Annotated in this window: 18 protein-coding genes and 1 pseudogene; 13 read left to right on the top strand and 6 right to left on the bottom strand. The window is 49.6% G+C overall.

The features are described from left to right. Positions 1-78 precede the first annotated feature (78 nt). Positions 79-690: a hypothetical protein gene (locus tag IT393_03140; GenBank protein ID MCC7201647.1), complete on the bottom strand. Its 612-nt coding sequence runs from the start codon at positions 688-690 to the stop codon at positions 79-81. A 180-nt stretch (positions 691-870) separates the two neighbouring features. Here IT393_03140 and IT393_03135 point away from each other — a divergent pair, with 180 nt between their 5' ends. From IT393_03135 to IT393_03085, 11 genes are all read left to right on the top strand, one after another. Further along, entirely contained in the window at positions 871-1,473 is a 603-nt protein-coding gene (locus IT393_03135; GenBank protein MCC7201646.1) for a TetR/AcrR family transcriptional regulator, read from the top strand. Between the two features lies 1 nt (position 1,474). Continuing rightward, positions 1,475-2,668, top strand: coding sequence for an efflux RND transporter periplasmic adaptor subunit (locus IT393_03130; GenBank protein ID MCC7201645.1), 1,194 nt, complete (start codon positions 1,475-1,477; stop codon positions 2,666-2,668). Next, entirely contained in the window at positions 2,665-3,867 is a 1,203-nt protein-coding gene (locus tag IT393_03125) for an ABC transporter permease (protein ID MCC7201644.1), read from the top strand. The genes IT393_03130 and IT393_03125 overlap by 4 nt, the downstream gene beginning before the upstream one ends. A 1-nt stretch (position 3,868) precedes the next feature. Beyond that, entirely contained in the window at positions 3,869-4,579 is a 711-nt protein-coding gene (locus IT393_03120) for an ABC transporter ATP-binding protein (protein MCC7201643.1), read from the top strand. A 175-nt stretch (positions 4,580-4,754) separates the two neighbouring features. Further along, positions 4,755-5,300, top strand: coding sequence for a cupin domain-containing protein (locus tag IT393_03115; GenBank protein ID MCC7201642.1), 546 nt, complete (start codon positions 4,755-4,757; stop codon positions 5,298-5,300). Between the two features lies 1 nt (position 5,301). After that, the gene (gene hyfB / locus IT393_03110) at positions 5,302-7,344 is read left to right on the top strand and encodes a hydrogenase 4 subunit B (GenBank protein ID MCC7201641.1); all 2,043 of its coding nucleotides are present in this window, start codon (positions 5,302-5,304) and stop codon (positions 7,342-7,344) included. After that, positions 7,341-8,291, top strand: a complete 951-nt coding sequence (locus IT393_03105) for an NADH-quinone oxidoreductase subunit H (protein ID MCC7201640.1) — start codon at positions 7,341-7,343, stop codon at positions 8,289-8,291. Before hyfB ends, IT393_03105 begins: the two co-directional genes overlap by 4 nt. A gap of 90 nt (positions 8,292-8,381) precedes the next feature. Next, a complete protein-coding gene (locus IT393_03100; GenBank protein MCC7201639.1) occupies positions 8,382-9,047 on the top strand; it encodes a formate hydrogenlyase in 666 nt (221 codons plus the stop codon). Positions 9,048-9,230: 183 nt separating this feature from the next. Beyond that, complete coding sequence (locus tag IT393_03095) at positions 9,231-10,679, top strand: hydrogenase 4 subunit F (GenBank protein ID MCC7201638.1); 1,449 nt, start codon at positions 9,231-9,233, stop codon at positions 10,677-10,679. A gap of 337 nt (positions 10,680-11,016) precedes the next feature. Further along, on the top strand, positions 11,017-12,678 hold the full coding sequence (locus IT393_03090; protein ID MCC7201637.1) for an NADH-quinone oxidoreductase subunit C: 1,662 nt from the start codon (positions 11,017-11,019) through the stop codon (positions 12,676-12,678). A 542-nt stretch (positions 12,679-13,220) separates the two neighbouring features. Further along, positions 13,221-13,739 (top strand): hydrogenase, encoded by a 519-nt coding sequence (locus tag IT393_03085; GenBank protein MCC7201636.1) that lies wholly within the window; start codon positions 13,221-13,223, stop codon positions 13,737-13,739. A 27-nt stretch (positions 13,740-13,766) separates the two neighbouring features. On the opposite strand, the gene IT393_03080 is transcribed toward IT393_03085, so the two are convergent. From IT393_03080 to IT393_03060, 5 genes and pseudogenes are all read right to left on the bottom strand, one after another. Continuing rightward, positions 13,767-14,786: a Fic family protein gene (locus IT393_03080; GenBank protein ID MCC7201635.1), complete on the bottom strand. Its 1,020-nt coding sequence runs from the start codon at positions 14,784-14,786 to the stop codon at positions 13,767-13,769. Positions 14,787-14,874: 88 nt separating this feature from the next. Next, on the bottom strand, positions 14,875-15,948 hold the full coding sequence (locus tag IT393_03075; protein MCC7201634.1) for a hypothetical protein: 1,074 nt from the start codon (positions 15,946-15,948) through the stop codon (positions 14,875-14,877). 302 nt (positions 15,949-16,250) lie between these two features. Next, entirely contained in the window at positions 16,251-16,541 is a 291-nt protein-coding gene (gene cas2, locus IT393_03070; protein MCC7201633.1) for a CRISPR-associated endonuclease Cas2, read from the bottom strand. Positions 16,542-16,550: 9 nt separating this feature from the next. Then, positions 16,551-17,584 (bottom strand): annotated as a pseudogene (gene cas1c / locus IT393_03065) (type I-C CRISPR-associated endonuclease Cas1). Further along, positions 17,581-18,408 (bottom strand): Bro-N domain-containing protein, encoded by an 828-nt coding sequence (locus IT393_03060; protein ID MCC7201632.1) that lies wholly within the window; start codon positions 18,406-18,408, stop codon positions 17,581-17,583. Before IT393_03060 ends, cas1c begins: the two are co-directional and overlap by 4 nt. A 454-nt stretch (positions 18,409-18,862) precedes the next feature. Between IT393_03060 and IT393_03055 the strand changes: the two genes are divergently transcribed. Beyond that, the gene (locus tag IT393_03055; protein MCC7201631.1) at positions 18,863-19,534 is read left to right on the top strand and encodes a carbonic anhydrase; all 672 of its coding nucleotides are present in this window, start codon (positions 18,863-18,865) and stop codon (positions 19,532-19,534) included. 101 nt (positions 19,535-19,635) lie between these two features. Continuing rightward, a complete protein-coding gene (gene trxB, locus IT393_03050; protein MCC7201630.1) occupies positions 19,636-20,562 on the top strand; it encodes a thioredoxin-disulfide reductase in 927 nt (308 codons plus the stop codon). Positions 20,563-20,589: the final 27 nt, after the last annotated feature.

Raw genomic sequence — 20,589 nt, 5'->3', positions numbered from 1 at the left:
TTGGCTGGGGCCTAATCTGGATTGTATGGCTATCGCCGGCGCCATCCTCTCCAGTTCAAACTTTCAAGCTTACCTTAATTATCTTCCGCTGCCTTTTCCACTTCCATTGCCGCTGCCTTTGGTGCCGCTGCCATCAGGCCCCAATCTCTTCTGATCCATTCCTCTGTCCATCGGATGCATGCCTTCATGCTCCATCGTCTTTTCCTGCATCCTTTTCTGCATCTGCTCTCTCTCTGTAAGGCGATTTTCGATGCGTTCCCGTACCCTGTCTCCGAACTCCTTATCATTCAGCTGAAGACGCTTTTGTTCCAGGTCCTGAATCTGTTCACGCATCGCAGAAGTCACCATCTCCTGTGCCTCTTTGTCAGAGAGCCCCCGTGACATGGCACGGTTCATATTCCTTAGCATCTCACCAAGGCATGTGCCTTTGCAGTTATTCTGCACCGCAGCCTGCACCATTTCCCTGATCTGTACGTGGCTTCCCTTGAGATTAAGACACTCCCTCAGTTCAGGATCCACGGCGTCAATCTCCTCCTGCGAGAGCCTGACCTGATCACGGAGCTGCTGTTTCAACTCAATAAGGTCTCTGTCATGGGTCCTGTCCCTGTCCTGCGCAATTGCCCCGGCAGGAATCAGAAAAGAAAAGATAATGCCGGCAATAATAAGACAACGGTATAATTGGTTTTTCATCTTTTTCCCCCTTTCAGGAATAAATTATCCATAAAAAAGTATGCTTATTATTAACTCCCGGTAAGCCAACTGTCAAGCCCTGGTGCTAAAAAATACAATATGCTTTGAGGCTGTCATATCTTGACACGATACACTCTGTGATATAAGATAGTAATTAATTACTATCTTTGGAGATCTGACATGCAGGCTAGTCCAAAATATCTTCCTGCTGATGAGCGGAGAGCAGCCACTGTTGATGCAGTAGTAGAACTGGCTGCAGAGCAGAACCCGAATGACATTACCACAGCGGCTATTGCCAAACGGATGAACCTCACTCAGGGGGCGATCTTCAGGCACTTTCCGGACAAGGACTCGATCTGGCAGGCTGTAATGGAGTGGGTTTCCGTGCAGCTACTTGCCAGGACAGATAAGGCGGTTCAAATGACCGCGTCACCCATCGCAGCACTGGAGGCCATGTTCATGACTCACATTGATTTCATATCCCGGCACCCGGGGGTCCCGCGGATATTGTTTGGCGAACTTCAGCATGCTGAAGATACGCCTGCCAAACGCATGGTCCAGACGCTTCTCATGCATTATAGCAAGCGCCTTCGAACGATAATCGGACAGGGAAAATCCCAGGGCGAATTGTCCGGGGATGTTGATGTGGATGCTGCTGCGTCTCTCTTTGTGGGTATGCTGCAGGGCCTTATCATGCAGTCACTATTGGCACGGGACATAAATCATATGCGTAGAGAAGCATCCGGAGTGTTCGCAATCTATCGCCGGGGTCTGGGGGCATAATATGGCAAGACTATCCATAAATATCAGAAAACTCTCTTTAGTGGCAGTGATAGTTCCCCTGCTTGTACTCTTAATATATGTTGCCTTACGTTCAGGGCCGCTTGCCCTTGTCCCTGTGACAGTGACGACAGTGGAAGATATCGCTGTTTCACCGTCCCTTTTTGGAGTTGGCACTATCGGGGCCCGTTATACCTACCGTATCGGCCCTACGATCCCCGGACGGATTAAAAACGTAAACGTGCATATCGGTGACAGGGTAAAGGCAGGCCAACTGCTTGGTGAAATGGACCCGGTGGATCTGGACGACCGTGTAGCTGCGCAGGATGCGGCTATCAGGCGGGCAGGGTCTGCAGTGCTGGCAGCAGAGGCCCATGAGCGTGACACCCTTGCCCGCTTTAACTATTCGGATACCCAGGCACAGCGTTACGAAAAACTTTTGCAGTCACAATCTGTAAGTGAAGAGGCAGTAGAATCGAGAAGGCAGGAACGCGATGTTGCCTGGGCTGGCCTTGCCTCAGCACGGGCGAATCTCGAGGCAGTACGACAGGAGCTTTTGGCTGCAAGGGCTGACCGTGAGGGTGTTATTAAACAACGGGTTAGTCTGCGGCTTTTCTCACCGGTGAATGGCCTGGTCACAGCACGCAATGCTGACCCTGGTACCACGGCTGTTGCAGGGCAGGCAGTAGTGGAGCTGATCAATCCTGAGTCTGTCTGGATCAATGTCAGGTTCAATCAGCTTGACTCCTCCGGCCTGCGGCCTGGTCTTCAAGCCCGGATCGTCCTGCGTTCAAAGGCCAGTCAGATTCTGCCCGGCAGGGTGCTTCTGGTAGAGCCCCTGGCTGATGCAGTTACCGAGGAGATTTTGGCGAAAGTTGTGTTTGATGATGTGCCGGAACCCCTGCCGCCTGTCGGGGAATTGGCAGAGGTCTCTGTAGGACTGCCCGGGCTTGCCCCCCTGCCGGTTGTGCCTAATGCAAGTGTGCACCGGGTAAACGGTGCTAAAGGTGTCTGGGTTACAGGTGATGGCGGCATTCGTTTTGCCCCTGTAAAGCTGGGTGCAACAGATCCTGACGGCAGGGTGCAGGTGCTCGATGGATTGAGTGCAGGGGATGAGGTGGTGGTCTATAGCCAAAAGGCGCTCAATGCCCGCAGCCGGGTCAGGATAGTTGAACGCCTGCCAGGGGTGTCAAAATGATAAACCTTGCAGGACGGGACATCATGCACTCGTGGGGGAAGTTTGTCTTCACAGGTCTTGGTCTGGGGTTGTTGATAGGCGTAACCCTTACAATGGCAGGGGTTTACCGCGGCATGATAGATGACGCCAAAGCCCTGCTTGATAACAGCGGCGCTGACCTCTGGGTAGTTCAAAAGGATACGCTTGGCCCGTATGCTGAATCATCCAGCCTGTATGACGATGTCTATCGCAGCATACTTGGCATGTCAGGGGTAGCCCGTGCAGCAAACACTACATACCTGACGATGCAGGTGCACCATGGAGAAAGCGATGTGAGGGCTATGGTGGTGGGGGTAGTGCCTGGCGGGCCCGGTGAGCCTGGACAGCCAGGCTATCTTGTTGATGGACGCCATATCACACGCGGTCATTATGAGGCAGTGGCTGACATGGCGACAGGGTTCAGGACTGGTGACCGTATCAGGATCCGCCGCAACGACTATACTGTAGTAGGGCTTACCAGGCGTATGGTGTCATCCGGCGGAGACCCGATGGTGTTTATACCGCTGAGGGATGCGCAGGAGGCCCAGTTCTTAAAAGACAACGACGCCATTGTTGGTCAGCGCCGCCGCACAGAGGCGAACCCGGCATTTAATATTCCAGCGGTACCCGGGCTGACGGATGCGGTGATAGCCTCCCAGGGCTCCAATCCTTATGTAAATGCCGTGCTCGTGCAGATCGCACCGGGCTATACCCCGGGGGAAGTGGCTGATCCCATCCGGCGCTGGCTGCGGCTTCAGGTTTACACACGGGAGCAGATGGAAGGAATACTCATCGGAAAGCTGATTGCTACGTCATCGCGACAGATCGGGATGTTTCTTGTAATCCTTGCCATAGTGAGCGCGGCTATAGTTGCGTTCATAATATATACACTTACACTTGGAAAGATCCGCGAGATAGCGGTGCTAAAATTGATTGGCACGAGAAATCGTACTATTGCGATGATGATCCTGCAGCAGGCGCTGGGCCTTGGCTTAATAGGCTTTGTCGTGGGAAGGATAGCTGCCACATTCTGGGCGCCTTACTTTCCTAAATATGTACTGCTTGAACCATTGGACTCTGTACGCAGCCTGGCTGCCGTGTTAATAATCTGTGTGATGTCGAGTGTGCTCGCCATCCGGGCCGCGCTCAGGGTGGACCCTGCGGAGGCGATCGGTGGCTGATATAAATGCAACAGGTATCCGGATCAGCGGCCTGCGCAAGCGATATGGCAAAGGGGAGACCGCTGTTGATGCCCTTAAGGGCGTTGATATGCAGGTTACAGCCGGTGAAGTAGTGGGGCTGGTCGGTCCTTCAGGTTCCGGCAAAAGCACCCTGCTGAAATGTCTTGGCGCAGTAATTGAACCCACTGACGGACAGATGACCCTCGGTGAAGCGGTGATATATGACAGGGGCTGGAAGATCCGCGACCTGCGTGCGCTGCGCCGCGACAAGATCGGATTTGTCTTTCAGTCGCCGTACCTGATCTCATTTCTTGATGTTACTGACAATGTCGCACTGCTGCCGATGCTGGCAGGAAAGTCCAATGCCGAAGCCCGTTCGAGGGCAATGGAACTGCTCGAAGCCCTTGACGTGGCGCACCGCGCCAAAGCCATGCCGTCACAACTCTCAGGGGGTGAGCAGCAGCGTGTGGCAATAGCCCGTGCATTGATCAACCGGCCGCCTGTTATACTTGCCGATGAGCCAACAGCGCCGCTCGACAGCGAGCGTGCACTGTCGGTGATCCGCATATTAAATCAGATGGCACGGCAATATGAGACCGCCGTCATAGTCGTCACTCATGACGAGAAGATCATCCCGACCTTCAGGAGAATCTACCACATCCGTGACGGCCGCACCCATGAAGAGGCCGGAGATGGCCGGCAGACAGAGTGACAGTTGTCACAGTGATTTTCACAAACCTTTTGTGGAACATTTCTACGATAATCGATGACTATTAATATTATGTAAGGTGTTAATAAATGACAAAGACAGAGGTGTGTTGCATCTAATGTGTCAAATATAACTTGACAAATGTAAATATAAAGCGTAAATAAAATATCTCTGTCAGATGATTAACCTCGGCAACAAGATCAAGAAACTCAGGGAGGATGCGAGGCTTTCTCTTCGGGACCTTGGAGAGAAGACGAATCTCTCTGCCAGTTTCATTTCACAGCTTGAGCTCGGGCAGGGATCTCCTTCCATTGCATCTCTTGAGAGTATTGCCAATGCCCTCAATGTACACATCACATACTTCTTCGACGACCCGTCCAGGGAAGACAGTGTTGTCATCAGAAAGTCTGAGAGAAAGAAGATATACAGTCAGGGGTCAAAGGCCTTTATCCAGCCGCTTGCCCACGAGTTGAGCAAGAAAAAGATAGAACCATTCATGCTTACCCTTGAAGAAGGCGGTGAAAGCGGTGAGCATCCTTATTCATCTCATCATGGCGAGGAGTTTGGAATCGTCATGAACGGTAAGGTCAGGTTCATCCTTGACAGTAAAGAATACACACTGTCAAAGGGCGACAGCGTCTACTTTAATTCGACGAGGCCGCATAAATGGGAGAATGCCGGAAAGAAAGAGGCCATGATTATGCTGGTGATTCCGGGTGTATGAGATGATATCGCCATTTTCGTTAATTTCAGCAGCGCTGATTATCTTTTTCTCCGTCGTATTAATAGCGCCGTTATTTTACCGGAACCAGCGGCTGTTGATATATTCTGTTTTCTCCCTGACAACCATTGCCTCTGTCCTGTCGCTTGTTGCGGGTATCTGGACGGTGCAATACGGCATAACCGAGTCCTGCATTGTATTGATGGGGCTCCCTGACCTCCCGTTTCACCTCCGGCTCGACCCCCTCTCAGGATTCTTTCTGACAATGATGGGCGCCCTTGGGTCTATTGTGTCTGTCTATTCTATCGGCTATGTAAAGGGTTTCCTGGGGCACAGGCCTGTGACGAGCCTTTCTATCTTCTACTCCCTCTTTCTTGCAGGGATGTTTATGGTGGTTCTTGCTGATGATGCATTTTTCTTTCTGATATCGTGGGAGGTTATGGCAGCTGCCTCATATTTCCTTGTCATGTTTGAAGACGAGAGGACAGAGAACAGGAGGGCTGCATTTCTCTATCTGGTCATAGCCCATATTGGGGCCATTGCCATCCTCCTCTCCTTCGGTCTTATGGCCGGTTTCGCAACAGGATTTGAGAGCTTCAACGGGTATACATTTGATGCTATGCGGAATGCTTCATTCCCTTCCGGCTGGGCGGCCCTGGTGTTCTTCCTTGCCTTCTTTGGTTTTGCAGCCAAGGCCGGTGTTGTTCCGCTGCATGTCTGGCTCCCTGAGGCTCATCCTGTCGCCCCATCTAATGTCTCGGCCCTGATGAGCGGTATTATGCTGAAGACGGCTATATACGGTATTATACGCGTGGCCTTCGATCTTATAAGAGATTTCCCCTGGTGGTGGGGGGCTGTGGTATTGATACTTGGTTTGATCTCAGCTCTGCTCGGGATCCTCTTTGCCCTGCAGCAGCAGGATCTTAAGAAACTGCTTGCCTATTCATCAGTGGAAAATATAGGCATCATCCTGATAGGGATAGGTTTATCCATGACATTCTCATCCTTCGATCTCCCTGTCCTGTCTGCCCTCGCGCTTACCGCCGGGCTTTATCATGCCATAAACCATGCGATGTTCAAGGGGCTGCTCTTCATGGGGGCAGGTGCAGTTCTTCATGCGACCCATGAACGCAATATGGAAGGGATGGGAGGGCTTATTCACAGGATGCCATGGACATCTGCCCTCTTCCTGACAGGCTGCATCTCCATATCAGCCCTCCCGCCGTTTAACGGCTTTGTCTCCGAGTGGCTGACCTTTCAGGCCTTCCTGCTCTCTCCTGCCCTTCCGGGTACGCTGCTCAAATTCCTGATACCGCTGGGAGCGGCGCTTCTGGCCCTTACCGCAGCCCTTGCAGCAATGTGTTTCGTCAAGGCGTTCGGCGTCACATTCCTTGGGCAATGGAGGGGGCAGCACCAGCAGCATGTTCATGAGGTTGACTGGTTTATGAAGGCAGGTATGGCGATGACTGCAATAGCATGCCTTTGCCTCGGAATCTTTCCAACAGCTGTCATTCACTGGATGGATATTATTGCAGGCCGGTTTGTCGGCGGTGAGCTGTCTGAATCTGCAGGCGCTTCAGGATGGATGTGGCTTACGCCCATTTCACATGAGAGGGCATCGTACTCCGGGCCGATTGTTTTATCGGGGCTTGTCGGGGTCGTATTGATAGTGTTTCTACTGCTGCACGCCCGCAGGAAGACCATTCATACGGGTCCGCTGTGGGACTGCGGTTTTGAAAAAGTGACTACGAGGATGCAGTATACATCAACAGCTTTTTCCATGCCTGTCAGGAGGATATTCGGATTTTATTTTCATATCAGGGAAAGGCGGGAGGCAAAACATATTCAGGAGCATAAGGCATTTGTTAAGAGTATCCGTTATTCACTGAAGACGAGGGATCGTTTCCTGGGATGGCTGTATCAGCCTGTTGCCGGTGCCTCTTTCTGGATTGCGAGGAAGACAGGAAAACTGCAAAAGGGGCGCATACAGGTATATCTCATATATTCCTTTGCAACGATCATCCTGTTGCTGGTGCTGCTGAGATGAGTGGAGTGATTGCTACTTATATCCTGGAAGTGGTACAGATAATATTGCTCCTTGCCGTTGCACCTGTGTTCATAGGATGGGTGAGGACATTAAAATGCTGGTTTCAGGGACGGACTACAGCAGGCATATTTCAGCCTTACAGGGATCTGGTCAAGCTATTTCACAAGGATATCGTCCTTGCAGAAAACGCATCGTGGATATTCAGAGTTACCCCATATCTCGTATTTGGTTTTACTGTATTGATAGGCGCTATTGTCCCTGTGTTGTCTGTGGACCTGCCATTGTCATCCACTGCGGATGTAATTGCCATTGTGTCGCTGTTTGCCATGTCGCGATTCTTCACAGCCCTGGCAGGAATGGATATAGGCACTGCATTCGGCGGGATGGGGGCGAGCAGGGAGATGACGATAGCCTCACTTGCTGAGCCTGCCATGCTTATGGCGGTATTTACCGTATCTTTGGCCAGTCAGTCAACGTCGCTATCGCAGATCGTTCAGGTCATTGCGCATGGAGATTTAGTACTCAGGCCGTCCCTTGCCTTCGCCCTCCTCGCGTTTATCTTTATTTCACTGGCGGAGACCGGCAGGATACCTGTTGACAATCCAGCGACTCATCTGGAGCTTACTATGATCCATGAGGCCATGATCCTTGAGTACTCAGGCCGTCACCTGGCGCTGATAGAGTGGAGCGGGATGATGAAGTTATACCTTTTTGCTGTCCTCGGAATCGCCGCATTCTTCCCATGGGGGATTGCAGGTGCAGGAAACTTAATGGCAGTTCCGGTGGCCTTCCTGGTATTGGTCGTGAAATTGGTTCTTGCAGGCCTTGGACTTGTACTCATAGAAACAGGCCTCGCAAAGATGAGGTTCTTCAGAGTCCCCGAGTTCCTTGGAAGCGCCTTTCTGTTTGCAACACTCGGGATGTTGTCATTTTTTATGCTGGAATAGGAAGCAATGAGCAATGAGCGGAAAGCAACGAGAAATTAGTTCCCCCCGTTACTAAAGGGGGGCAGGGGGGATTTAAACGGGGATTCAGATATGTCTACACAATTTGCAGCACAACTAAATAGTGTCCTTGCAGCACTGATACTACTGACCGCCTTTGGCCTCCTTGCTCAACGCAGGATCTACGGACTCCTGCACCTCTTTGCATGGCAGGGGCTGTTTCTATCTGTAAGTACGGCTATCGTTGGGTTTGTGGCGGGGCAGCATCACCTTTATATATCCTCTGTCCTTACCCTGCTACTCAAGGTCATTGCGCTGCCATATATACTCCACATCCTCATCATCCGCCTTCAGATACATAAAGAGGTTGAGTCGGTAATCAACATCCCTACCACCATGATGATGGGAATAGCCCTTGTGATCTTCTCATATTATCTGACTTCACCCATCAGGGAGTTGTCGAACCTTGTTACCAAGTCTACTATATCGGTAGCGCTGGCGACTGTTATGCTGGGTCTCCTGATGATGATTACAAGAAAACACGCCGTGACCCAGATCATAGGTTTCCTTGCAATGGAGAACGGTTTATTCTTTGCTGCAACGAGCGCGACTTACGGGATGCCGCTCGTGGTGGAATTAGGAGTGGCGCTGGACATCCTGATTGCGGCGTTTATATTCGGCATCTTCTTTTTCCATATAAGGACTACGTTTGAAAGTCTGGATGTGGAGCAGATGGCACGATTGAAAGAAGAAGAATGAAAACATTGTAGCAAACTGGAATGTATTCAGGTACATCCCAAGTCATTCCTGCGTAAGCAGGAATCCAGAACGATGCATGATTCTGGATTCCCACTCCCCGCTTAAATCCTGCGGGGAGTGGGAATGACATGAGAAAACCCTGTAGCAAACTATAGGGAATTATCAAGTAAAAGGTTATTAATTATGCTGATCTTACTTTTATTAGGCGTCTCATTTATAGCAGCGGCGATCCTCGCATTTGTCGGGGACAGGAAGTTTGCGCCTGAGATAAATATTGCCTGTTCACTGGCTACGTTTGCCGTAAGCGTTGCACTTGCTATTCAGGTCTATAATCAGGGCTCATTTATCGCAGGAGGGAAGTTTTTCTTCATTGATGCATTTAATGTGTATCTTGTTGTACTGACCTCTTTTGTTTCAATGACTACTGCTGTGTTCAGCCGGCGTTACATGAGGAGGGAGAGGGAGCACGGCCGCGTCGGCCAATGGGGCATGCGTTTCTACCACGCCATGTTTCAGCTCTTCATATTTGCCATGCTCCTCTGTCTTCTGACGAATAATCTTGGCGTCCTCTGGATCTCGATGGAGCTGGCAACACTTTCGACAGTGCTGCTTGTGTCCCTCTACAGGACGCCTACAGCAATTGAGGCAGCGTGGAAATATTTTATCCTCTGTGGTGTGGGAATAGCCCTCGCTCTCTTCGGGACAGTGCTGCTTTATTTCGCAGCAGAGAAGGTCCTCGGAGAAGGTGGAGAGGCATTGCTTTGGACTAATCTTAATATGGTGAGCGGACAGCTTGAACCTACAGTGCTTCAGTTGGCATTCGTGTTCCTTATGGTAGGATACGGGACAAAGGTGGGTCTTGTACCCCTTCATAACTGGCTTCCCGATGCACACAGCGAAGGGCCTACACCCATATCGGCAGTTCTTTCCGGTCTTCTGCTAAACATAGCCCTCTATGCCCTTGTCAGGTGCAAGGTGCTGGTGGATGGCTCATTAGGGACGAACCTGGCCGGGGCTGTCATGATGGGTTTCGGCATCCTCTCCATAATTGTTTCAGCCTTTTCCCTGCTTCGTCAGAAGGATATAAAGAGGATGTTTGCGTACTCCTCTATAGAGCATATGGGGATCGCGACATTTGCCTTTGGACTTGGGGGACCTATAGCAACCTTTGGTGCATTGCTTCACATGCTGGTACACAGCCTTACAAAGTCCTCCATATTCTTTACAGTGGGACATGCGGCACAGATGCATGGTACGCAGGAGATGAGTAAGATAAAGGGACTTGTTCGTGGTAATCCGCTTGTGGGATGGGGTCTCCTCTTTGGGGTTATGGCCATTGTAGGAATGCCTCCTTTCGGCGTATTTACCAGTGAGTTCCTGATCCTTACAGCAACGATGAAGGATGCTCCATATCTGACGCCGTTTCTACTGCTGGGACTCGGAGTGGCATTTGCAGCCATCTTCCGGCGCGTCCAGCCGATGGTCTCAGGGCTTATACCGCCGGATCAGCACAGAATTAAGGTGGCGCACATTCCGGTTGTTCTGCATATGGCGCTTGTCCTTGTAATAGGATTGTATATGCCGGATTTTCTGTCCAGGTGGTTTCATATGGCAGTGGAACTGTTAAAATAGGCAATGAATGGGAAGCAATGAGCAATGAGTAATGAGCAATGAGTAAACCGATGTAAGACAGTGTTTACAAAGGCAGATGAAAATCCCCCTTAGTCCCCCTTTTTCAAAGGGGGAAATCAGTTCCCCCCTTTAGTAAAGGGGGGATAGGGGGGATTTGAACCGGGTTTTCAGGTGAACCGTCATGAACCTCAGGTTCACCAAGGTTCATGAAAACGTCATTCCCGCGTAAGCGGGAATCCAGACCGAGGCCTGGTTCTGGATTCCAACTCCCCGCTTAAATCATGCGGGGACAGGTTCCGTGGGAATGAGGGTACTTAGGAGCATTTTCAGGTGAAATATGGATAACTTATTACATACCATCATCACAACATTAGGTTCCGATGCCAGCAGAGATGAGTTGGCTTATCCGGATACTATACCCGCATTTCTCGTTCCACTCGAAAGATTCATAGATGCCGCGAGGGCGATGAAGAAGGCCGGGGCAAGGCTTGCCGCCGAATGGGCGACAGACGAAACAAGAATGGGGAGAGCGGGAGGGGCGGGATTTGGCATCTATGCCTGTTTTTATCTGGATTCTGAGTATATCATTATCTATTGTCGCTTACCCGCTGAGGATCCAACATTCCCAAGCCTTACCAAAAAGTTTATCCCTGCCTCCCGTTTTGAAAGGCAGATGAGAAGCCTCATGGGGGTTATACCTGCCGGCCATCCTGATCCAAGGCCATGGATTAAGCACGAGGACTGGCCGGAGGATGCATATCCACTGAGAAAGGGATTCGATCCATCAAGGACGATGGAGCGCATAACTGGTGAATATCAGTGGATAAGGGCTGAAGGGGAAGGTGTTTATGAGATAGCCGTCGGACCTATCCATGCCGGGATTATCGAGCCGGGCCACTTCCGCTTTCAGGCAGTAGGAGAGGACATTCTCCACCTGGAAGAAAGGTTGGGCTATGTTCACAAGGGGATAGAAAAAAAGTTTGAGTCCCTGACCTGGGTGGAGGGTGCAAAGCTTGCCGGGCGTGTATCTGGCGATACCACCGTTGCGCATACACTTGCTTATTGCAGGGCATTGGAGGCAATGACAGGATGTGTGCCTCCCGGGCGTGCCTTATGGCTTCGAGCACTGATGCTTGAAATGGAGAGGGTAGCCAATCATTTTGGCGATATAGGCGCCATATGCAATGACGTTGCATTTGCATTTATACACCATCAGTTCTCTATTCTGAGAGAGACTGTGTTGCGGACAAATGACAAACTATTTGGTCATCGCTTTATGATGGACAGGGTCGTTCCAGGTGGAGTCTCTGTTGACTTAACAACAGAAGGGAAAGAGGAGATACTTAGAGAAGTGGCTCGGTTAAAGTCAGAGTTCGAAAGGCTCGTTATAATATATGATGGAAACTCATCACTCGAAGACAGGGTAAGGGATGCAGGCGTTCTCCCTGAGGAAGATGCAAGGGAACTCGGTGTGGTTGGCTTTGTAGCGCGGGCCAGCGGGATAGGTTTAGACTGCCGTGTTCAGAACCCGTTTCCACCATATGACCGGATAATCCCGAAGATGACAGTCCTGCATAGCGGTGACATTCATGCCCGCGTATGGGTTAGGATTGAAGAGATAAGGGAATCACTACGAATGATTCGTGAAATACTGGATAATATGCCGGAAGGCAGGATTGATCTTCCATCGGGTGAACCGATCATGAGAGTGCAGCCCACCAGGGAAAATGAAAATTCCCTCTCCCTCAGGGAGAGGGAAAGGGTGAGGGTGGGGGCTTCGGCAGAACGTACAGGATTTGCCGTAGTCGAGGGATGGCGGGGAGAGATTATATACTGGCTTCAGTCAGGTCCGAAAGGGGAGATCAACCGGTGCATGGTCAGAGACCCATCAAGTGTAAACTGGATTGCACTGGAACTTGCAATCCATGGGAATATCGTCCCTGATTTTCCGGTATGCAATAAGAGTTTTAATCAGTCATATTCAGGACACGATTTATAGTTGACGCCTCAAATGGACCTTTTTGAGCGTCAACTTTCGACGTTGCTTGAATAGGTAAATATGAAGAGGCACTTGGGGACACATCGCATTTGGAACGCCCGATGAGATGTGCCCCCATCACAAAGAGGCTTTTCAGGTGAACCGTCATGAGCCCCTCGACCAGCTCAGGGCTCACCAAGGGTCATGAAAAACGTCATTCCCGCGTAAGCGGGAATCCAGAACGATGGCTTGGTTCTGGATTCCCACTTGCGTGGGAATGACAGGTAGACAAGAGCATTATTGGATGATGTATCTGAAATATAATTTTTTGCGTCCTTTATATCTTTGTGGTAAATAATGGGAGTTTTCAGATGAACCGTCATGAGCCTTTCGACAAGCTCAGGGCTCATCAAGGTTCATGAAAACGTCATTCCCGCGTAAGCGGGAATCCAGACCGAGGCCTGGTTCTGGATTCCCACTCCCCGCTTAAATCATGCGGGGACAGGTTCCGTGGGAATGACGGGTACTTAGGAGTATTTTCGAGTGAAGCTGGGAGATAGAAAATGCTAAGAATTCTTCATCAAATTTTCAGGACAGGCATAGTTACCGAACCTCTACCAGCCATTGCAGAGGCAGAGATCGAGATAGTCGGTCAGGAACTAGAAGAGACCATACGCAGGTGTTTTCATGGGAGTCTGACCATCCGTGCAGTGGATGCCGGTTCATGCAATGCCTGCGAACTGGAACTCCATGCCATGAATAATCCTATCTATAACTGCGAGCGCTTCGGCATCCATTTCACCGCCTCTCCAAGATTTGCCGACATGCTCCTTGTTACAGGACCTGCTACGCGGAACATGGAGATTGCGTTACGAAGGACCTACAACGCAACCCCTCCCCCAAAACTGGTCGTTGCAGCAGGTGATTGCGGATTTAATGGTGGAATATTCGGTGAAGGCTATGCATCCCTCGGCGGCATAGGAAAGGTCATCATGGTAGATGCATATATAAAAGGCTGTCCGCCCAAACCGGTTGATTTGCTCAGGGGCATTCTTAGCGTTATCAGACCTGAGGCTGCCTGAGAATTATTTGGCCCCATGATGGACGGATCAGAGGAGGCGATATGTTGTAGCCCTGGTCCGGCCTTCACGGATGACGAGCCCTGCGTCTATCAGAGGTTTGATTATCTGACTGATGCGTGCCCTTGTAATAGAAAAGGCCTTTTCTATATCTGGCGACCTGACCCTCCCCTTGTCTCTTAAAAGCCGGAGTATATCTTCCTGCCGCTTCGTAAGCATTATTCGGGGAGCCCTTGTTGTAATCTGCAGCCCGACTATCCGTTCTTTTACCTTATTCAGTGTTGCCACTATTCCCTCTGCCACATATTCAAGCCAATAAGTGAGATCATCATCAAGGTCCCTTGCCTGCTGGATCTTCTGATAATAACGCTGCCTGTCCTGTTCAAAAAACTCGTCAAGGGCAAAAAGATGATGAGTATCAAAGCCCCTCGTGTAGAAAAGCCAGATGGCAAGCGCTCTTGAGATACGTCCGTTTCCGTCTGTAAAGGGATGGATGGAGACAAGCCGGTGATGGGCTATAGCTCCTGCGATGATGGGATGCAGGGTTTCAGATCCTTTGGAATTAATCCATTCTATGAGCTCCAGTGTTAGCGGACTGGCCTTATCCGGTATAGGTGGCGTATTGACAGTAATGCCCCTGTGGTCAACTATTCTGTTCTGACGAGTCTTGTAATGCCCTGATTGTTCGTCTGGCAGAGTCTTGCGGGTGAGCATCCGGTGAAGGCGCAAAAGGTCGGATTCTTTAATTGGCGTGCCGGTCTTCCTGTCCCATATCCAGTTCATGGCCGCAAGGGCATTAAGTATCTCCTGCCTGTCCCTGGCTCTCGCGCCGATTTCCTCTCCTCGGGCGAGTGCCTCCACCTCCGGTAGTGTCAGTGGGTTTCCCTCGATGGCGGTCGAGGAATGGGCAAGTCGTACCGATGTTTCACGTTGAAGGACCGGCAGCCACGTGACGTCAAGCAATGCAGAGTTGATCCATGCCCTGATCTCTGCTGCAAGAGTCAGAAGGCTAAGCAGCTCAGTGCTTATCCTGAAAACAGGTTTATACATACTGTAAATCATAGCTGTTTTGTAAAGTTTATGTCAAGGTTATTGTAAAGCCCGGCATCTCATAGGGATAACAATTTAAGGCAGGTGTTTATTTGCCGAATTGCATTTCAATCGTAGCCATAGCAGCATAGACGGCATGCCTGTGGCTTCTCTCATCTTCAGGCCAGAGCACTTCAGGGGAAACCTCGAAAAAAAGCCAGGGCCGGTAGAAATTCTGCCGATATCGTGACCCTACCCGGACATTTTGAACAGTCCACTCTGGATGATTCACCCCCCACATGCTCAAATCATAGGAAATTGCGCTCACGGGTGTCAATTGAGTGATAAGGCTGACACCGGTATTCCCGGTAATTCCTGCCATTCCACCGGTATAGGTTGCATAATTGTTCCACCGGATTAATGTAAATGTGGTAATCTCTCTCTCAATATCTATCTGCGATGTTTCAGTGAAATTTTCCGTATATCTCGTAAGAGCGGATTCGGTAAAGCGGATGAGGAAAACCTTGCCAAATGGCTTCGTGTACTGGTACCGTATCCTGATAAAGGGGTCGAGGGGCGCATTGATTATCATACCCGTATCAATACTGACAAGTGAACGAAGCCAGGTAACGAAGTCCATTCGTACGCCTACGCTGGCTTTTCTGATTCCCGTTGCCGGGTCAACTCCCGGATTGAAAGGCAGGCCTGGCTGGGTCGTGAATTTGTCAGCATCAGATCCCGAGACGATAAAAACCCTCGCCTTTTTCAGCAATTTCTCGAGTCGGGGCAGTCGCCACGAGGCACTGAAATCAGGGAGATATTCAAGGTTCTCCCCCTCTGTCCACCTGGCTGAATTTCTCAATTTGACAAAAGTGCCGGGCAGGAGATCCTCCAAAACATGTTCCTCACCAAAAAAACTATCAAACCATATTGCCGGCTCACAGAATTTTTGGGCCATGAAATTATGCGTCTGATCCAGCCATGTCTCTCCGCTAACTTCGGAGGCGGCGCATGGGCCTGTTTCCATCACTGGTTTCTCCGGTGTTACAGTGGTTGCCTCAGATTGATGCTCAGGAACGGTATTACTCTCCTGAGCAGTTGCAGTCTCAAAACCTTCACAGAGAAAAATGATTACTGAGAATGCCACGACCGTCATATAGATGCGAGGTTCTGGAATAATCACGTCTGTCCCCTTTTATTCTACAGTAATCGTATACCGGGGCACTCCTGATGTCTACAGTATCATTTAATAAATGCTTTGTTCTATTCTTTTTACATACCACGCCCCTGCACGAGTGGCGACGGTGTTCTTATAACTTATTGAACGCAAACAACTTTTTTTCCTATTTTGTGCGAATCCTTAAATTTAGTGTAAAAAAATATTAAGTTGTCAAAGAACTTTTCCATAACTCCGGAAAATAAATAACTTTTAAAGCTATGCGAACCCTGCAGGAAAATCCTGCGAACTTGAGGTTCGCAGATATATTAAATAATCAGCGGTCCTTCCTGATCAACAGGCGTCTTTGCGCCGACATGCTCCACCCGATGTTTCCAGTTAGAGCCAAGATAGTAAAATCTCAGGCTGTCTTTCTGCGGATCAATCTCAGAAATAAACCTATTCTTCAACATCGTCCACTGTGCCGGATCAACAATACATTCAAACACAGAATACTGAACCCTTTGTCCATAATCCATACATGCACGAGCCACCCTGCGCAAACGGCGCTGTCCTTTACCATCATCAGTAGCAACATCATAACTTACAATCACAAACATATCTTGTACTCACTTCCATATGAATGGAGGATAATTATCCATGTCCCCCCGCAGATAACGCGCCATTAACAATGCCTGCGTATGAAAAATCAGACCTATCGTCACTCTCTCTTTTAGAAAGGGATGCAATATTTCCTCCTGTTTCCGCTTCTGATAGGCCACCAGTACCGTCTTTCTCGTGTCATCATCCATCATCACAGCACCAGATTCTTTTTTCTGGAAACCCCTTCCCTGAACCTGGCAAAGATTTATCAATGAGATGGCAAGACGGTCAGCAAAGAAGGGGCGAAATTCCTCCATCATGTCAAGGGCAAGCCCGTATCTGCCAGGGCGGTCCCTGTGGAGGAAACCGACCGCAGGGTCAAGTCCTGCCGTCTCAAGCGCTGAACGTACATCATGCATTACAATCGTGTAGAGAAATGAAAGCATGCAGTTTACCTTATCCAGCGGCGGTCTGCGGCTACGTTCATGGAATTTGAAATCATCTTTCTGTGAAGTTACGAGATGGTCAAAGACACTAAAGTATGTATACGCCGATTCCCCCTCGATTCCCCGCAATACATCCAGCGTCTGATCAGAACTTAATCTCCTAAGATAACCTGAAAGTCGCTGTGATGCCTGTGATATTGCCTCTGCATCAATCTTGTCTGAATGATCTCTCAGTGCACGCTGAAGCACGGTCCGGCAGTTGGCGATCTTGCCCGTCAATACCGAGCGTGCTATGAATGCAGATTTATTCTGGTCATCTGCCCGGCGGTACTGTTCCCGCCGCAGAAGGACATTGCCGGATACCGGCCCCTGAATCTTTGCAAGATAAAACACCGTTTTCTGTGAGAAAACTGACAGCCACACTATTCTCAGCACAGAATCCCATCAGGTATGGGCTGCAGGATATCTGCCCGAAGCAGACAATGCCACCGATTGTGTGAACAGGTGTGCGCAGACGCACTTCATTATCCACCTTCACGACGACCGTTTCTCCTTCTTTGGAGAGATACGCCCCCCTGAGTGGTCACAAAAAGTGTATTTAGATGTTTCTTCATTTTCTACCCAATCTCTTCCGGCTTTCCGGTTCTGTCAAATAGTTATCTGGCGACACCACCTTCCTGCCGGTCTTCTTTTCAAGGTCTTTTCTTGCCTTGCCAGCCACTTCTCCACCTTTGCGTGCAGCCTGTTTGTTTTTGTGAAATCCCTTGGCATCATCAACCCTTGTTATCTCTGTTGTTGCGGCCTCGCCGAGCATTGAAAATATAAGTTCAAGGTCGGTCATGTGATCGCGCAGGTTCTGATGCCTCAAGCCCTTAAGATCCTTATGCTGGCCCGGGGTTATGCCGAATGCAGCCTTCGCAATCTCAGCCGTGAGTATCTCATATTCCCGTTTCTCTCTGACTTCCCGCTTTTTCCATTCATCTGTCAGTTCCTCACGAATAGCGATGCCGCGCATCCGCTTTTCTATCCAGTCATCAGAATAGCCCTTGGCCTTGTACAGTGCCCGTGTCCTTTTAGTAGCGAGCTCAGGGTCTTCTATCTCCTGTACCCGTTCGTAGCCTACCTTTGCCAGCCATAGTTTGAAGGGTTCTGCTTTGGGGGATGGGATTGACTGGATAATACGGAAAATGCCCTCCGTGTTAGCACAATTTATTTTCTGAGGTCCGCCATCCGTCTGAACTGGAAGGGGGGTGGCAATTTGCCCCCACCCTTTGGAAAGTTCTTCATCCCTGCGACGCATATCTTTTATATAGCCGCTGGGGTCAACTGAGTCTGTAAGTGCAGATACAACGTCTGCAATGACAAACCACCATTCTTTTTTATGTAATGTTCTCCTGGTTTTTTTACCCTTGAAAACCGCCAAATGTGTTTCAGTCATGTTACCCCCTTCTCCTTTCTATCAGGAAAGCGCAAGCCTGAATCAATTGCTTCTGCTCCGCTACGGTAAGTAATGAGCTTTTCCGCAATGGTGACATCTCCCCCCCCTTCAAGCTCAATATTATGGCGAAAGTAGTCGGCATATGGGTCAGTAATTTGTTTATTATTGAGTTATCGTAGCAGGAAAGGGAAATGATGTAAATACGAACAATGTGGTCAATTTGGTTCGGGTTTGTTTATCGTATATGTATGTTTCAGACCACTATAAGCGAGACCATAAAACTTGACATAATCAGCAACAATCTATTATAACTAAGTGTCTCAGTTCACAAATACGGTCATGCACCGATAGTTCATCAACTTATTTTAAACCAAGGGAGGAGAATGTTATGAAGAAATTTGGTAAAGCTGTGCTTGGGGTGAGCATTGCAGGAAACCTGGTCCTGGCAGGTCTTATGTTGTCGGGATTTACAGGGCCCAATGTCCTGACATCATTTAATGATGATGTGAATAAGCCTGTGATTGCAAAATCGGCATTTGTCCACCAGCTTGCATCAGTGATAGGTGATGTCAATCTTGGTGAGAGGGTTTATGTGGCGCCTGCTGCATCTATAAGGGGTGATGAGGGGCAGCCTATCCATGTTGGGAATGACAGCAATGTGCAGGATGGCGTGGTCCTCCATGGACTTGAGACGATGGAAGAGGGGAAGGTAATAGAGAAGAATCAGGTTGAGGTCGGCGGCAATAAGTATTCTGTTTATGTTGGCGACAGGGTCTCTATGGCCCATCAGTCACAGGTTCATGGCCCTGCGCTTGTCGGCAGTGATTCCTTCATCGGGATGCAGGCCCTTGTGTTCAAGGCCACACTGGGAGACGGCGTTGTGTTGGAGCCTGGGGCAAAGGTAGTCGGTGTGAAGATTGCTTCTAACAGATACGTCCCTGCAGGCAGCGTAATAACAAAGCAGGCTGATGCAGATGCACTTCCTGAGATTACGGATACCTATGCGTTCAAGGACCTGAATAAGGCGGTTGTTCATGTAAATATCCAGTTTGCTGATGGCTACAATGGCAAGAAGCCGGCGCATCACGGCGAGCAGGATAAGAAGGACGAGAAGCACGGACATTGATTAAGAAGCAATGAGTAATGAGTGGAAGGCAATGAGTAAGAAGCAAAAACAAAAAACAATGAATATGAGGCAGAAGGCGTTGAATAATGATGGGGGCAGTAATGAGTGACGATGTACGTAATGTTATTATAATAGGTTCAGGGCCAGCGGGGCTTACAGCAGCCATCTATGCAGCAAGGGCTGACTTAAAGCCCCTTGTGATAGAGGGTTCTCAGACCGGCGGCCAGCTTACAATAACGACTGATGTGGAGAATTATCCTGGTTTTCCAGACGGGATAATGGGGCCTGAGCTTGTCATGGATATGAAAAGACAGGCGGAACGTTTTGAGACGGAGTTTGTCTCAGGTGATGTGATGTCTGTAGATTTTTCCAAATCCCCGTATACGATAAATACCGGTGACGCCTCTTACAGGGCAAGAACCATCATTATTGCGACAGGGGCGTGTGCAAGGTGGCTTGGGATAGAGTCTGAGAGCAGACTTCGCGGCAGCGGCGTCTCAGGATGTGCTACCTGTGATGGTTTCTTTTTTAAAGGTATGGATATCGTAGTGGTGGGCGGCGGAGATACGGCAGTTGAAGAGGCTGTTTTCCTGACAAGATTTGCCAATAAAGTAAGTTTAGTTCACAGACGGGATCAGTTGCGTGCATCAAAGATAATGCAGGAGAAGGCTGCTAAAAACGAGAAGCTCTCTTTCATATGGGACTCGGTAGTTGAAGATATCCTTGGCGTGGATGCCGGGCATGTGACAGGGATACGGCTTAAGAATGTCAAGACCGGTGCTGTATCAGATGTCCCGTGTGATGGTGTCTTCATAGCGATAGGTCATACACCGAATACAAAGATATTTGAAGGCAAGATCACACTTGATGATAAGGGTTACATTATTCTCAAAGAGAGGACATATACAAACATCCCTGGCGTCTTTGCCGCAGGAGATGTTGCAGACCCATACTACCGTCAGGCAATTACTGCCGCAGGGATGGGATGCATGGCTGCGATAGACGCGGAGAGGTTTCTGGAGGGATGAATATGTCATTCCCGCGTAAGCGGGAAT

Source organism: Nitrospirota bacterium, assembly GCA_020851375.1.
Classification (GTDB): domain Bacteria; phylum Nitrospirota; class 9FT-COMBO-42-15; order HDB-SIOI813; family HDB-SIOI813; genus RBG-16-43-11.
The sequence above is the reverse complement of the archived record's forward strand: the minus strand, read 5'-3'. Positions and strand labels throughout refer to the sequence as shown.